Raw genomic sequence first — 14,797 nt, 5'->3', positions numbered from 1 at the left:
TGCTAAAAAAGTTAGCTGAAGGACAAACCCCACGGAAAGGGAAGTGGGCAGCCGGAATGGTGGTCAAGCAGTAGCTATTATTCCATAATAGCTACTAGAGGAAGCGTAAATCGGAGCATTTAGTGATAAGGACTGAGCGAATTTTGCTCAGTTTTTCTAATGAAGAAATACGCTGTCTTTATCCCGCATATAACTGGCAGTAAGCCCCCTCTTCAAACATTTAAGTGAAACCAAGGATGGGTTAGTGAGGAAGCAACTGCCAGTAAATGTCCGATTGGTTCTACTAACCATCCGTAGGGAAAAACAAAACCCCACGGATGGAAGTTTCACTTTATCTCGCATATAACTGGCAGTAAGCCCCCTCTTCAAACATTTAAGTGAAACCAAGGATGGGTTAGTGAGGAGGCAACTGCCAGTAAATGTCCGATTGGTTCAAAGGCCTTTAGGTCATACCCTTGTGGTACTAACAATCAGTGGGGTGATAACCCCTCCCACTGATTGAAGTTTCACTTTATTGGTAAGTAAACGTTGAAGGTATTTTGGTTGTCGGAAGAACGAATAGTAATGCTTCCATCATGTTGATCGATGATTTCTTTTGTAATAGCAAGACCTAAGCCCGCTCCACCCGTTTCCCTGCTTCGTGAAGAATCTAGCCGATAGAATCGTTCAAAAAGCTTTTCTTGCTCCATTTGAGGTATGTTTTCACTTGGACCTGTAATGGAAATAATATATTGGTATTGCTGTACTTTGCCTGATATATATATAGCTCCAGTACCCTGATAATATCGGATTGCGTTATCCAGCAGATTGCTAACTACTTGTTGAATTCCTTCTGGGTGTAAGGATAAGCTAGATTCCTCTAGTTGTACATCAATTGCTATCTTTTCCTGCTTTAACGTCCAATTAAACATAGCAATACATTGTTGGATTAGTGTATGAATGGCGGTTTTTTCTTTATGGTACGGTGTTTGCGATGTAGTATAGTCCCACTTTTTTAATTGATCAAACTGTTCGAGCATAGAAGTTAGACGCTTGGATTCTTGATAAAGTGCTGCAAATAATTGCTCATCACCTGTTATATCGCCAGATTTTAAAGCAAGTAAATAGCCGTTCAGATTGGAAAGAGGCGTTCGGAATTCATGAGATATATCGGAAACAAGCTTTTTACGTTCTACCTCATTTTTCGTTAGTTTTTCAATCAATTCATTATACTGCTCCACTAATTGTCCAATTTCGTCTTTTCTGGACACGGTAATTGCTTCTGGATACTCCCCTCTTTTTAATAGTTCTGTAGCATGCATTAAACTACGAACGGGCTTTAGTAGTCGTCTAGTTAGATAAAAATAAACGATAGTACCAGCAATAATAGAGATGATAATAAACAACCATACATAATTTAATAATGTTTGATTGAATTGTTCTTGTCGCTGTTCGTTTAAATTACCAACTCCTGCTGCTAAGAAGCAGGCAGTATGATATAACGCCCAGCCACTAATAATCATGGCAACTACAATGACGAGAAAATGTAATATCGTTAATCGCCATAAGAAGCTCTCAGGTAGGATATTGGTTATTTTCTTACGTAGATGTGACAAACTTATACCCCATTCCTCTTATGGTTTGAATGCGCTGTGGCTTGCCAGGCTCTCTTTCTATTTTTTCGCGAAGCTTTTTAATATGTGCATCGATTGTCCTTTCCATTACCATTTGCTCAGCATTCGGATAGATTTGCGAAACAAGCTGCTCCCGTGATAAAACAAAATTTGGGTTTTGCATAAAATAATGGAGCAGGTTAAATTCATGCTTTGTTAACTTAATCTGCTGATCATAAAGAAGCACTTCGCCTTTACGAGGCTTTATACAGAGCCCATCACTAACGATTTTTTGACAAAAATGGCTGGTGCGGCGTAAAACTGCTTCAACGTGGGCGATAAGCTCATTAGGATCGAAGGGTTTGGTTATATAGTCATCTGCACCAATATTTAAGCCAGTAATTTTATCTTCTACTGTCGCTTTTGCCGATAACATAATAATGGATACTTCACCATTTACTTGCTTTCGAACCCAATTACAGAAAGCTTCACCACTTACCTTTGGCAGCATTAAATCAAGGATGATTAAGCATGGATGGTGTGCTAAGAATAAGGATTTTGCTTCATCTCCATCCACTGCTTCAATGACTTCATAACGGTGCTTCTCTAAATATAATCGAATAAGTTTTCGAATCATTTTATCATCTTCAACAACCATAATTGTTTGCTTCATATTTTCACCACCTATGCGTTAGTTTACCGTAATTTGCAGAAAAAGAATATAATGTACTGCATTCTTATTCAATGTTTCGCTCTTTCTTCAAATGGTAAACAATCCTTGCTGAAAAAAGCTATGCTATAAAGTAAGTAGAAAAAAGTATCATTTATTGCATTTTCTCAAATTCCTGCACCATTAAATCATAGTTCATTGCTCCGAAGGCTTTGTATTGAATGCGTCCCTTGGAGTCAACCATGTACGAGGTAGGTATTGGCTGTATTTGATATTGATTTGCAACCGTCGTTTTTTCATCCTTTAAAATAGGAAAGGTAAGTTCAAAATCTTTTACAAAACGTTTAACATCAAGAAGATTACTTTCAGTTTCGGTTAAATTAATAGCTAAAATAACAATATCCTTTTTCTCATGGAATTTCTGCATATCAGGCATCTCAGCACGACATGGTGGGCACCATGTTGCCCAGAAATTAATCATGACCCGTTTTCCCCGGAAATCAGAAAGTTGAACGGTTTCACCGTCTAGTGTTTGCAATTTGAAATCCGGCGCCATATTGCCAATATTTAGACCTTCCTTATCGGTATTCGCCGCTTTTTCTTCGTCTGGATTATCTTTTACCTCCGAAGTAATGGTATTCTTTTCAACGGAAGTCTCTTCATCCTCTTGAACGGTTTGATTTGATGAAAAAACAAAATCATAGAGTGCCCAAGAAAACATTGCTAGAATTACGACGATAAGTATAGTTTTCTTCATTAAAATCCCTCCTTAGCCTAAATTGGTTAACCATGTATCTTGAACAAGCTTTAATAAAAAGGCTGATATTCTAGGCATTTGTCCAGTAAACAAGAGTACTCCCATGAGAATCATAATGGTTCCTCCAACTTTCATGATCTTGTCACTATATCGGACAATCCACCTTGTTGACCCAAGGAAAAACGTTAAAATCAAAAATGGTAGGGCAAAACCAATGACATAAAAAAGCGTGTACCAAGCTCCTTGTGTTGGATTCGCTGCAGCGACTACTAAGATGGAAGCGAATATAGGTCCGATACAAGGCGTCCATCCTGCAGCGAAGCCCATTCCAACAAAAACAGTTCCTGCATATCCTACCGGTTTCTTGGTAAAGCGAAATCGTTTTTCTTTCATGAAGGAGGTAATTTTTAGCCAACCAGCTACAAATAAACCCATGATAATAATAAAAATTCCAGCTATACGTTGAATGAGTTGACCGGATTCTCCTGCTAAAATTCCTTGAATCCATTGACCGAGGAAGGACACACCTACACCGAGGCCGATGAAAATCAAGGACACTCCTATAAGAAAGAAAATAGCGTGAACTAGGAGCTTACTTCTAATTTTTATGTTGTTGTTATTTTCTAATTCTTTTACACTCATCCCAGTTATATAGGAAAGATAAGCTGGAAATATAGGTAATGTACAAGGTGAGAGAAATGAAAGCATTCCCGCACCTAGAGCTAGCCAAATAGTAAGATCTGCAGCTTGCATCATTCAGACACCTTCTTTCTTTTGAATACGAATAAAATGCTAAATATAAGCCCGACGGTAATGAAAAAGAATGGGTGGATCATATAGCCAAATATGGTTGTGAATGGCATTATCCACGTTATACTTAATTTTCCAATTGCCCAGACCCAGACCATACAAAGCAATAGGGTGGATTTCCTTAATCGATCGCGTAAAAGCAGAAATGTAAGTAGCAGAATGAGTAAGAGAATAAAGTCCCCCCAAGCAAGTGTATTATTTTTCCAAATGATTTCGATAAATTGATACATGAATGATGCTACGAGTAATACAGGGACATAGCAGTACAACAGTATTTCTATGTCAACTTCGCTACGTTTTGCTTTATACCATAGCTGTATTGCTAGTAGAAACAGTGCGAAATAAAATGCTTGTGCATTACTCGGATATGCTAAGACAGCAATTGGATCAGAAATAAATAAGGAGAGGTTCAGAACTATTTTCCCTATCCAAATAAAGATTACAAAATTCACTAAATAAGATATCATTTGTTGCGATACTTGCTTTCGCTCTGCTATAGGTAAATTACTGCTAAGAAAATAGGCAATAAATCCAACACTCATACTAATTACATGTATTGAAATTGTTGTAAGAACTGTTGCTGACGGCATAATCCTTGGCCTCCATAAAATTTCAAGTATTTACATGATAACGTAGGTTTGTGAAAGTTTGATGAAAGTAAGGATACAAAAAAATTAATTTAAACTTTTGGTATGATGGTTTATAGAAGCTTGGGAAATAGTAAATATGTTACGATAAAAACATCTAAGCCTTATTTTAGGAGGACGGAATGTATTTGATAGCAAAGCATCCATATATAAAAATAGAACGAAAAGTGACCAGTGTGGAGCAAATAGATATAGAACATCAGCGGGTGATTTATTTATACCATGATCGCGTTGTCACACAAAATCGAGAATTTCCAATAAAGGATGTTATGGACTTTTCTTATCGAGAAATTGCCAACCAAGGCGGCATTCTATATCTGCATACATTACGCGGGGTATATACCTATACAGTGAAGTCCTCACCGGAAGCATTCCTTTCAGCATTTAAAGAGCATTTTAAATCGAGTCAATAATGAGTAATTCCATAGTGTATTATGTTAAAATGACATGAGCACGTAAATGATTCTCAAATAGGGAGCGGAACAAGGTAGTGGAGATTAAGCATCTACAATACTTTATTGAAGTCACAAGAGCAGGCAGTTTTACGCAGGCTGCCACTACATTATATATAACTCAGCCTGCTATTAGCAGAATCATCAAATCTCTGGAAGAAGAACTTGGTGTTTCATTATTCATACGCTCGAGGAAGCAATTGTCATTAACGGAAGCAGGCCGTGTTTTGTACGAGCATGCCCAAAATTTTGTTGAGCAATATCAAGCGATGATGTTAGATCTAGATCAAGTACAACAACTTAAAAAGGGGCATATGCGTATTGGATTACCTTCGATAACGAATTCTTTTTTCTTTTCACAGTTAATCGCTTCGTTTCATGAAGAATATCCAGAAATAACCTTTCAATTAGATGAGGATGGATCTAAACGAATCGAAGAGAAGGTCCTTCATGATAAGCTTGATTTTGGTGTTGTTGTGCTACCGACTACACATGACGAATTTTATCATTATTCGTTTATAAAAGAAGGTTTAAAAGTGGTTGTTCCATCTGGTCACCCGCTTGCTGTTAAACAACAGGTTCGCTTACTAGATTTGAAGCATGAATCGTTTATTATGTTTAATAAAGACTTTTCATTAAGAGATAGCATCGTTACTGCATGTGAAGATGCAGGCTTTGAACCGCACATTATATCGGAAACTTCTCAATTAGATTTTATGGAGGAGATGGTAGCTTCCAATGTCGGGATTACTTTATTACCAGAGAGCACCAGTACAGAACTGACTAATGATGTTAAAGCAATAGCTGTGGAAAATCCTACAATTGTGTGGGATCTTGCTTTGATCTGGAAAAGAGATAGACAGCTTCCTCAGGTGATGGAAGAGTTTATACGCTTCGCCAAAGAAAAGCTATTACGTAATGAATCATGAATGAGCTTGTAGAGATTCTATTTCTCTGCAAGCTTTTTTTATAGTTTAGGAAATTTTAAATTTGAGCCTGTGGATAAATAATAGGCGTGTTGAGAGCTGCGTCCAGCTAAACAGAGAACTAGGCGACTTCACGAATGCCCTAATCTAAGTCATCATCGGCTCGTAAGGTCACCGTGATGCCTTTATCTCCCTTGACTCGCTTCAATTGCTACGTTTCTATCGGGCGCTTGCGCTTTTTTTCTTCATCTAAATAGAAACCCACATCTTGCGCTTACCTCTTGACTAATGAAGGACATACATTTCACAAGTTAAGCCTTTACATAACATTTTGTTATGGTACATCAACATTAATGGCATTGTACGTACCAAAGTGTAGGGGTTTATAATGGATTAGTGGTGAGGTGAGAGCCGACCCTGAAATTAATAGATAAGGTGATTTATATATGCAAGCTAAGAAGAGTAAAGAAACACGTATCATTCAAAATGATCAAGTTTTGATAAATGATTTAAACAACTATCATACATTGTTTGGCGGAGTGCTTATGAAGAAGCTGGATGCATGTGCTACGCTATCTGCACGAAGACACTCTCGTGTGAAGGAGTGTGTGACAGCTTCGACGGACTCCGTTAATTTTATTTCACCAATACGTCAAAGTGATTCGGTATGTATCGAATCTTTTGTTTCTTATACGGGTAAAAGCTCTATGGAAATTTTCTGTAAGGTAATTGCAGAAGACATGATTACAGCAGAGCGAAGAATTGCAGCTACAGCATTTTTAACGTTCGTTGCCTTAGATGAAAATAAAAAGCCAATTGACGTTCCAGCCATTATTCCCGAATCTGAAGAGGAGCAATTTCTCTATTCAACTGGTGAAGAACGAGCTAAGATACGTAAGTTGAAAAGGCAACAAAACAAAGACCTTGTGGCCAAGCTTTCGGTTAAAAAGCCTTGGGATGAGTAAGCGAAAGGGGAGAAGACTTCATGATTATCACATCTAGCTATCAAGATTTATTACATGCAAAGCAGGCCATTGCTAAATTCAAAGAAGATAAACCAGCTGTATATCAGCGTTTCGTGCATGTCATTCAATTAACAAGACAGTTGCAATTTAACTTTCAATACATGGGCTGCCTTATTATGGATGAAGATGCAAAGAAATTCAGGCCGGCTGTTCAGGATGAATATATACTAAATGTATATAATACGGAAATTGAAAAATTAAAAGAAGATCAACGGGTAAATGATCTTAAACAGCTATTACATGCTTACAAGCAAATTGGCTATAGCAATTTAAGTGGTTTGGTACTTGGAAAAAAACCAATATCATTAGTTGGCCCAAAAGTAGTATAAGGGTAAGCAAGGGGCTGTCCTAAAAGGGAACGCTATTCCTGTATAATGAGAGTATACTCCTCTTCTGCGGGCAAGGATTGTGTGATCAACCCCACTCATTCTAGGGGCTGCGCACGGTTCTTTTCTACAAAGTTTTGTATAATCGCTGTATAAACAAGACATGAGCTGAGACAAAAGAATTAAAAAACAACGAACGATGATTAGTTGAAATTAATTATCGTTCGTTTTTTGATCAGAATTATTCATTTAGTACCTGAAATAAGCGAGACTCCGGCGGGAACTGCACGAGTCCGAAAATCCACGTGGTAACGTGTTTTTCTTTACCAAGTTAGCTGAGGCCGTGACCGCGGAAAGCGAGCATAGTTTCACGGTGAGCGATGATACTCCTATTGATAACCTGATTATTCGTATTTTGAGTAAAAAAGTTGTGTTTTGTCCCAGCTTCTGTTCTTTTACATCTGTTGTTTATGGTTTTTGCCCCATAGACCTGTATATTTATATATAGCGACTATAAGTGCAGAAATGAGTAAGAGTACAACTGGAATAATCCAAGTAAATCCAAGAGAGAATAGAATTGGTGTAAACGTAACAATAATAATATCTACAGGAGCAACACCAATATAAGCTAATGCATAATCTTCTGGCGTTTTACTCTTCAGCTCTGGGTCAACAATTCGCAAAAGCGCTAGTCCCATAGCTACTGTCCCCGTGCTCCATCCCCAGCCAAATAATGACTTTTCCAACCAGTATTCTTGAAATATGTTTGGACCAATAAAGCGGAATAAAAAGTATGCCCAAAGGATCCCAAACACAAACAAAAGAATAAGCGGTACAGCATAGTCGATCACTACTGTAATATTTATGGAAGCAATACCAATTGCGACAAGGAAATCAGTAGCAGTTCCACCAATACGTTCCATGACACGTTGATCTATATAATCATCTGCATGTATCCTTCTGCTAATGGATTGGAAAATAAGTCCTAACACAAAAGCAACACTGAATAATGGAATAGATACAGAAGGAATGAAAGCAGTTAGCATATTCGTAAGCCAATAAGCAACACCAATGACAAAAGCTATAATTGCCAAGTGTAGAACAAACGGATCGATAGAACTAGAAGATACGGTTTCTTGTCCCATATGATACCGTTTGTTTTTAGGCATTAGTCCTGACCTAAGCTCGTCCGGTAAGTCTTTGAAGCTTGTAATAAATTGTGTTTGTCCTTTTTCCGTACTGCGTTTAATTAAAAACAATCCACCTAATACAGCGACTAATATTCCAATGGTTGCTGAAGTCATTCCTAGGTCCATTGCTTCTTCCCACCCGTAATGTGCAAACCCTTCGCCTATGGCCGCGGCTGTTCCGTGTCCCCCTAGAAAGCCAGCGCCTAAGATAAGACCAAATCCACTAGGTAAATTTGAGAAAAGAGGCACGAGGATAAGCAAGCCGAATAACGCTCCTGCTCCCCACATGGAAAGCGTGAGTATCATGGAATAAGAGAACATGTTACGAACGCGATGAAATACGTCTCCTATGTTAACTTTGGCTGCACCAATAGGAATAGCAGCAAAGATAACCGCAATTAACAGCCCAGGATATGTGCTGAATTGATCAGAAAAAGGTAATACATTCACTCCACTTGGTCCGAAGGCAAGTCCAATAAAGCCAGCAATCATACTAGCAGGTAGAAATAAAGCTTGTATCCATTTCACTTTTGCGCGTAGAATGGTTCCAATTAATAACAATCCTGAAATAATACTAATATCAATCATTAATGCCCAAATTGTAAAATTAGTCATTTCTATATATTACCCCCCATTATGAAATTGTTAGATGAAGTTTGGTACTTGATAAATGTGGCTCGTCACTGAAAGCGAATGTGTTTAAGAGTGAGGAAGTTTGTTGACAGACAGTTTATTATACCACAAGGAATCTTTTCGTACAGGATTTCTATTAAATACTTAATTTTACTACAAATGGGATATATGAAAAGATTCTCTCTTTAGTTAGGAAAGGAAGAAAGGGGGGACTTACGATTTAAATGGAGATGCTAATTTTTTGTCGTATATTTCATATAAACACGATAATTTATCCCGCTTATTTTGCTAAATGATTGCTTCTTCCTGGTAAATTCCTTGAAACCTAACTTCGTGTAGAGGTTCATCGCTTTCGTATTGGTGTCGGCTACTTCTAATATATATTCTGTAAAAGTAGGAAGAGCAAGCAATTGCTCTATCATATCTCTAGCAACGCCCTTTCCCCGATACTGAGGAGCGGTAGCTACGAATTCTATAGATGCCTTACCCGGGCCAGTTTCAATTGGAGGCTTTTTAAATTCCCGTTTAAATACATAGTAGGCAAAGGTGCCCTTATAGAAACCTAAATGCTTTCTTAGCTTTTGCTTAATGGGGTGAACAGATAGAGCATGACCGTCTGTACATGCGGTTATTCCAGCAATTTCTCCATCGATAATAGCTACATAAAAAACCTCTGTTACAAACATGTGCTCAAGGGCAGTAATTAATGTTTCTCTATCCTTAGAGAAGAAGGTGAGATGCTCGCCAAATCCATCAACAAATATAGAACTAATTGCTCTTTTAACAGATTTCTCTAACTTACATGCTTGCTTAACTTCCATCATTAATTTCCCTCACTTTTTTGATTGATCTAATCAGTCAATATAAGCTTAAAGGGAAGCCTACTCAATGTCAATGTGTTTTTGAAATCAAGTAGGCTAGTTTATCCCGCATATAACTGGCAGTAAGACTTCACATCAAGGTATGGGTAAATGGGTATAAACTGCCAGTAAATGCCCGATTGGTTCATCTAACCATCCGTGGGATAAACAAACTCCCCACGGAAGGAAGTTTCACTTTATCCCGCATATAACTGGCAGTAAGTTCCCGATTCAAAGCAATAAAGTAAAATCAAAATTGGTAAGAAGGAAATCAACTGCCAGTAAATGTCCGATTGGTTCACGGGCCTTTAGGTCATATCCTTGTGGTACTAATCATCTGTGGAGATAAATAAAACCCCCAAAGGATGGAAGCTTCACTTTATTCTTTATCCTAACATTAACAATGGAGCTAGCTGTGTTGGTTAATAATCTCTTCTAGATCGCCAGAAAGATTATCTATATCGTCTGGCCCATAGCGTAGGCCAACTCTACTTTCATCCATTTCTAGAACTTCTGAAAGAAAGCCGCCAACCCCTCTTGCTTTTCTATCAATCTCTAAAATAACCTCAACATCAGATTCAGATACGAAGAATATGGCTTCTATCTCGTCTAATTTTCCTCTGAACTTACCCTGATATGCTTTAAATTCATATTCTTGCATGATAGGTAATCGTTTCCGTAGCTGACGTGGTGCATTTTCACAAGTTACTTCTTTCAATTTGAATCCAAGGCTGTTTGCAGCTCGTAAAAATGCGTCGACAAGCGGATGGGGGTATACCTTGATATAGTCACGATCGCTTGGATCGATTGCCTTTTTAATATCCAGACCTGTTTCGATCCATACCTTTGTTTTCCCTAATGTTGCTGGAATATCGGCAGGCAACTCAAAATGAAAAGGAATCGTTTTAGATTCATTAGGCTCAATAGTAAAATGATTACCTAATTCATACTTTTGTAATAGTACAGAGCTCTCAGCCTCTTTATCTTCTTCGCCATATTCGTATGTATAAGAACCCATTAGCTTTAAGTAGATTGCGTCAATTTCTTGTTCATTATTGCCCCCTTCAATCTCTAAAACACCTTCTAAAGCCTCGCCGGGAACAAATTCTGTTTTTGATAATTTCGTATCAATTTTTGCACTACCGATACCAACAGAATTCAACAGCTTTTTAAACATTTATCTTCATTCCCTCCATATGTCATTAGTAAAAATTATACGTCAAAATCCCCTGGATTGTAAGCGTTTTTATTAAATGGAGCCTAAGGAAAGATCACTATTAATTAAAGGAGAATCTATCGTACGGTTAACATTCGTAAGATGAGATCAACCTTTTTCTCTGTATCTTTCTGTATCCAAGGAAGATCCTCGACAATTATTCCAGATATAACCGTTAAGTACAGATCAAGAAGTTCTTGAGGATCATTTGCAATCATCTCTCCCTGCTTCTGTGCTTCTATAAATAAAGGAAGTAGCTCTTTAAAATAGCTATTTCCAGATGATTCGATTAATTCGTGGATTTGTGCTGGTATAGGATAGCTGCTCTTTGTAATATGTTGAATGACTCGGAAGATATCACTATTCCCCTCTTCAATAGCAATCCTTGTAAAATGTTTTATTTTTCCCAATGGAGATAGTTGAAGGGTTTGAATTTCTTTAAACAGTTCGTCAGTTCCTTGCATTGCCCATTTAAGACTTTGATAAAGAACTTCATCTTTGGAGTGGAAATAATGATAAAGTAAGCCATGGCTAATTCCTGCTTCTTTTGCAATCATTCCAACCTTTGTCAGCTTTACTCCATTTTCAGCAAATACCGTTAAAGCTGCTCGCATAATTTGGTCTTTTCGTTCATTTCGAATCTGTGATAATTGATCCTCATTTAATGGAGCCATTCATATCAGTTCCCCTTTAGATACCTTTATACACTTTCTTTAAATTTATCTTATCAAAGTTACGCGTATAGGGAAATATTCTTGTAATGAAAAGAGGGTAGGACAAAACACAACTTCTGTACTCAAAATACGAATAATTACGTTATCAATAGGAGCATCATCGCCGCACCGTGAAAATATATGCTCTTTCCGTGGGCACGGCCTCAGCTAACTTGGTAAAGAAAAACACGTTACCAAGTGAATCTTCGGACTCGTGCTGTTCCCACCGGAGTCTCGCTTATTTCAGGTGCTAAATGAATGATTCTGATCAAAAAACGAAAAGATAATTAATTCAAATTAATTATCTTTTCGTTTTTATTGTTTCTTTATTCTTTTGTCTCAGCCTCTTTTTACAGTTAGCCATATGGATAAATATGGCGTGTTGAGCCGCGTCCAGCTCCAACGCCCAGAAACTAGGCGTCTTCAGAATCGTACGAAGATAAGTCATCATTGGCTCACTAACACATCGTGATTCCTTTATCCCCTTTGACTCGTACCGTCGATACATTTTTCTAATCGGACGCTTGCGCTTTTTTCTTATTCCTGCTTATTTTCCGCGGATTTTTGCTACCTCATCAGCGACAAATTGGACATTCGTACCAACAATTACTTGAATGCTATGCGTACCTACAACATTAATTCCAGGAACACCAGTAGCTTTAATTTTATCTTGATTCACTTTATTCATATCATTAACCTCTACTCGTAAGCGAGTTACACAATTATCTACCGATGTAACATTGGCATCTCCACCAAGTCCTTCATATATTTGAGCGGCCATTGCAGTGAATTTTTGATCTGCTGGAACTTCTTCTGTAGCTTGTTCGTCTTCCAGATCCTGATCATCTTCACGTCCAGGTGTTTTCATATCAAACTTCTTGATTAAGAAACGGAAGAGAACATAATAGATCAAGGCGAATACTAACCCTTGGACGATTAGCATATACGGCTGATTGGCTAAAGGTAGGCGAGAGCTTAGGAATAAATCAACAAAACCTGCGCTAAAACCGAATCCTGCAGTCCAATTGAAAAATGCTGCGATAGCTAAGGAAAGTCCTGTTAGTATTGCGTGAACAAAATACAATGCTGGAGCCAAAAACATGAATGAGAATTCGAGTGGCTCTGTTACACCTGTAAAGAAAGCTGCGAATCCAGCTGCCAGTAGTAGTGATGCAGCTTGTTTTTTACGTTTAGTTTTAGCCGTATGGTACATAGCAAGTGCTGCTGCTGGTAAACCAAACATCATGATAGGGAAGAAACCAGCTTGATACATACCAGTTACCCCTTTTTCACCTTCACCAGACCAGAAGTTTCCGATATCGTTAATTCCAGCAACATCAAACCAGAATACGGAGTTCAGCGCATGATGTAATCCAGTTGGAATTAATAGTCGGTTGAAAAATCCATACAAGCCAGCACCTGCAGCTCCTAATTGACTAATGGACTCGGCAAAGGATACTAATCCAGAATAGATGACTGGCCAAACAAAGAATAACACACCTGCTACGATAATCATCGCAAAGGATGTCATAATTGGCGCAAGCCGTTTGCCACTGAAGAATGCCAATGCATCCGGTAGCTGTACATGACTAAACCGGTTGTACATACTAGCGGCGATGACACCTGAAAGCATACCGATAAAGGCATTTGCGATACTTCCAAACGCAGCATTAACATTTTCTGCTTCGATGCCCTGTAATAAAGCGACGGTATCTGTTGAAAGTAATGTAGTGACAACTAGATAACCCACAAGTCCACTTAATGCAGCAGAACCGTCCTTATCCTTCGACATTCCTAACGCTACACCAATAGCAAAGAGAATCGGAATATTATCAATAATGGCAGAACCAGCTTTAATCAAGAAGGCTGCAATTGCATTTCCTTCCCCCCAGCCAGATGGGTCAATCCAATATCCGATCCCCATCAAGATGGCTGCAGCTGGTAGCACTGCTACTGGCAGCATTAATGAACGACCGAGTCGTTGTAAATATTTCATCATAAGAATTCCTCCTATACGTTTTATTGAAGCATTGCAGTTGAATACGCTATCAAAATTAGTATTATATAAAGACGGAGTCAGTATTGATATTTTTTTAAGCGTTCAATATGCAGTGTAATGTACCCCAATTCCTCTGGTGGTAAATCTATTCCATGAGCGGAAGACAACTTCTTGGCAACATGTACGGAACATTGATACGAGCGTTTAAACTTTCTTTTAATCATCTCTAGCATTTCTTCATCCATTGAATGTACCTCGTATTGGTATACACGATTTAGCGCAAAGCGAAGGTGTGTCATCAACCGCTCATAGGCCAAGTCATCTTCATTAAATGTGATGTTCAAATCCTGTTTGATGGTTTCCACCATATCTTTAACAATTGCTGTTTGTCTTACAGTTTCGTGTAAATCACCTCCCTGAATTTTCATTGTATGTATGTGAAGCGCGATAAAAGCTGCTTCATCTAAGGGCATTTCAACCTCTAACTTATCCTTTATATGTTGAATCGCCCAAACCCCAATTTCGAATTCTTGCTTGTACATAATTTTAATTTCTTGTAACAGCTTGTTCTTTAGGTGTATCCCTTGCTGCTCTCTTTCAATTGCAAACGATAGGTGATCCGTAAGTGCTAAAAGTATATGCTCGTTTAATTTAGTGCCCAGCTGCTCTTCTGCATAATCAATAATCTCTTCTGAAAGCATAAGGTGTTCTTCCGGGATGCGCAGAATCAATTCTTGTAGCTTTTCGTTTTCCTTTAAGACAAAGAGTTTTTCAACCTTTTCTTGGCTGATAATATCCTTTCTCTTCTTATTGAAGGCAACTCCTGCACCGATGGCGATTTTCTCTTGCTTCCCATCGGTCACAATTACTGCATTGTTATTCAATATTTTTGTGATTCTCACCGGAAGTCACCTCCCTCTATATACTTTAATTATCTTCAAAATACTCTTGTTTTCTTAGAATTAATCAAGCACCATTTCA

15 protein-coding genes are annotated in these 14,797 nt (G+C 38.1%); 4 read left to right on the top strand and 11 right to left on the bottom strand.

The features are described 5' to 3' along the window. Positions 1-506: 506 nt before the first annotated feature. The 5 genes from ABDZ84_RS10950 to ABDZ84_RS10930 form a co-directional block, all read right to left on the bottom strand. Positions 507-1,595: a sensor histidine kinase gene (locus tag ABDZ84_RS10950; RefSeq protein ID WP_034678002.1), complete on the bottom strand. Its 1,089-nt coding sequence runs from the start codon at positions 1,593-1,595 to the stop codon at positions 507-509. After that, complete coding sequence (locus ABDZ84_RS10945) at positions 1,579-2,265, bottom strand: response regulator transcription factor (RefSeq protein WP_026679546.1); 687 nt, start codon at positions 2,263-2,265, stop codon at positions 1,579-1,581. Before ABDZ84_RS10945 ends, ABDZ84_RS10950 begins: the two co-directional genes overlap by 17 nt. 151 nt (positions 2,266-2,416) lie before the next feature. Then, the gene (locus ABDZ84_RS10940; RefSeq protein ID WP_026679547.1) at positions 2,417-3,019 is read right to left on the bottom strand and encodes a TlpA disulfide reductase family protein; all 603 of its coding nucleotides are present in this window, start codon (positions 3,017-3,019) and stop codon (positions 2,417-2,419) included. Between the two features lie 12 nt (positions 3,020-3,031). After that, positions 3,032-3,775 (bottom strand): cytochrome c biogenesis CcdA family protein, encoded by a 744-nt coding sequence (locus tag ABDZ84_RS10935; RefSeq protein WP_026679548.1) that lies wholly within the window; start codon positions 3,773-3,775, stop codon positions 3,032-3,034. Next, complete coding sequence (locus ABDZ84_RS10930) at positions 3,772-4,419, bottom strand: hypothetical protein (protein ID WP_026679549.1); 648 nt, start codon at positions 4,417-4,419, stop codon at positions 3,772-3,774. The genes ABDZ84_RS10935 and ABDZ84_RS10930 overlap by 4 nt, the downstream gene beginning before the upstream one ends. Before the next feature lie 179 nt (positions 4,420-4,598). On the opposite strand from ABDZ84_RS10930, the gene ABDZ84_RS10925 reads away from it, so the two are divergent. The 4 genes from ABDZ84_RS10925 to ABDZ84_RS10910 all read left to right on the top strand — a co-directional run bounded on the left by ABDZ84_RS10925 (position 4,599) and on the right by ABDZ84_RS10910 (position 7,208). After that, positions 4,599-4,889 (top strand): hypothetical protein, encoded by a 291-nt coding sequence (locus tag ABDZ84_RS10925; protein WP_026679550.1) that lies wholly within the window; start codon positions 4,599-4,601, stop codon positions 4,887-4,889. A gap of 77 nt (positions 4,890-4,966) precedes the next feature. Continuing rightward, on the top strand, positions 4,967-5,857 hold the full coding sequence (locus ABDZ84_RS10920; protein WP_026679551.1) for a LysR family transcriptional regulator: 891 nt from the start codon (positions 4,967-4,969) through the stop codon (positions 5,855-5,857). Positions 5,858-6,300: 443 nt separating this feature from the next. Then, a complete protein-coding gene (locus ABDZ84_RS10915) occupies positions 6,301-6,819 on the top strand; it encodes an acyl-CoA thioesterase (protein ID WP_026679552.1) in 519 nt (172 codons plus the stop codon). Between the two features lie 20 nt (positions 6,820-6,839). After that, positions 6,840-7,208: a hypothetical protein gene (locus ABDZ84_RS10910; protein ID WP_026679553.1), complete on the top strand. Its 369-nt coding sequence runs from the start codon at positions 6,840-6,842 to the stop codon at positions 7,206-7,208. 452 nt (positions 7,209-7,660) lie between these two features. Here the strand turns inward: ABDZ84_RS10910 and ABDZ84_RS10905 are convergent, their stop codons facing one another. The 6 genes from ABDZ84_RS10905 to ABDZ84_RS10880 form a co-directional block, all read right to left on the bottom strand. Continuing rightward, positions 7,661-9,010, bottom strand: coding sequence for a sodium/glutamate symporter (locus tag ABDZ84_RS10905; RefSeq protein ID WP_026679554.1), 1,350 nt, complete (start codon positions 9,008-9,010; stop codon positions 7,661-7,663). A 251-nt stretch (positions 9,011-9,261) separates the two neighbouring features. Continuing rightward, on the bottom strand, positions 9,262-9,852 hold the full coding sequence (locus ABDZ84_RS10900; RefSeq protein ID WP_051388211.1) for a GNAT family N-acetyltransferase: 591 nt from the start codon (positions 9,850-9,852) through the stop codon (positions 9,262-9,264). A gap of 445 nt (positions 9,853-10,297) precedes the next feature. Continuing rightward, on the bottom strand, positions 10,298-11,065 hold the full coding sequence (locus ABDZ84_RS10895) for a sporulation protein (RefSeq protein ID WP_026679556.1): 768 nt from the start codon (positions 11,063-11,065) through the stop codon (positions 10,298-10,300). Positions 11,066-11,181: 116 nt separating this feature from the next. Next, on the bottom strand, positions 11,182-11,778 hold the full coding sequence (locus ABDZ84_RS10890) for a TetR/AcrR family transcriptional regulator (protein WP_026679557.1): 597 nt from the start codon (positions 11,776-11,778) through the stop codon (positions 11,182-11,184). A 586-nt stretch (positions 11,779-12,364) separates the two neighbouring features. After that, positions 12,365-13,816 carry an N-acetylglucosamine-specific PTS transporter subunit IIBC gene (gene nagE / locus ABDZ84_RS10885; protein ID WP_026679558.1) on the bottom strand — a complete coding sequence of 484 codons (1,452 nt, stop codon included), beginning with the start codon at positions 13,814-13,816 and terminating at the stop codon, positions 12,365-12,367. A 77-nt stretch (positions 13,817-13,893) separates the two neighbouring features. Beyond that, a complete protein-coding gene (locus ABDZ84_RS10880) occupies positions 13,894-14,718 on the bottom strand; it encodes a PRD domain-containing protein (protein ID WP_026679559.1) in 825 nt (274 codons plus the stop codon). Between the last annotated feature and the right edge of the window lie 79 nt (positions 14,719-14,797).

The sequence above is a fragment of the Virgibacillus salarius genome (genome assembly GCF_039521925.1).
GTDB classification, from domain to species: domain Bacteria; phylum Bacillota; class Bacilli; order Bacillales; family Amphibacillaceae; genus Virgibacillus; species Virgibacillus salarius.
The sequence above is the reverse complement of the archived record's forward strand: the minus strand, read 5'-3'. Positions and strand labels throughout refer to the sequence as shown.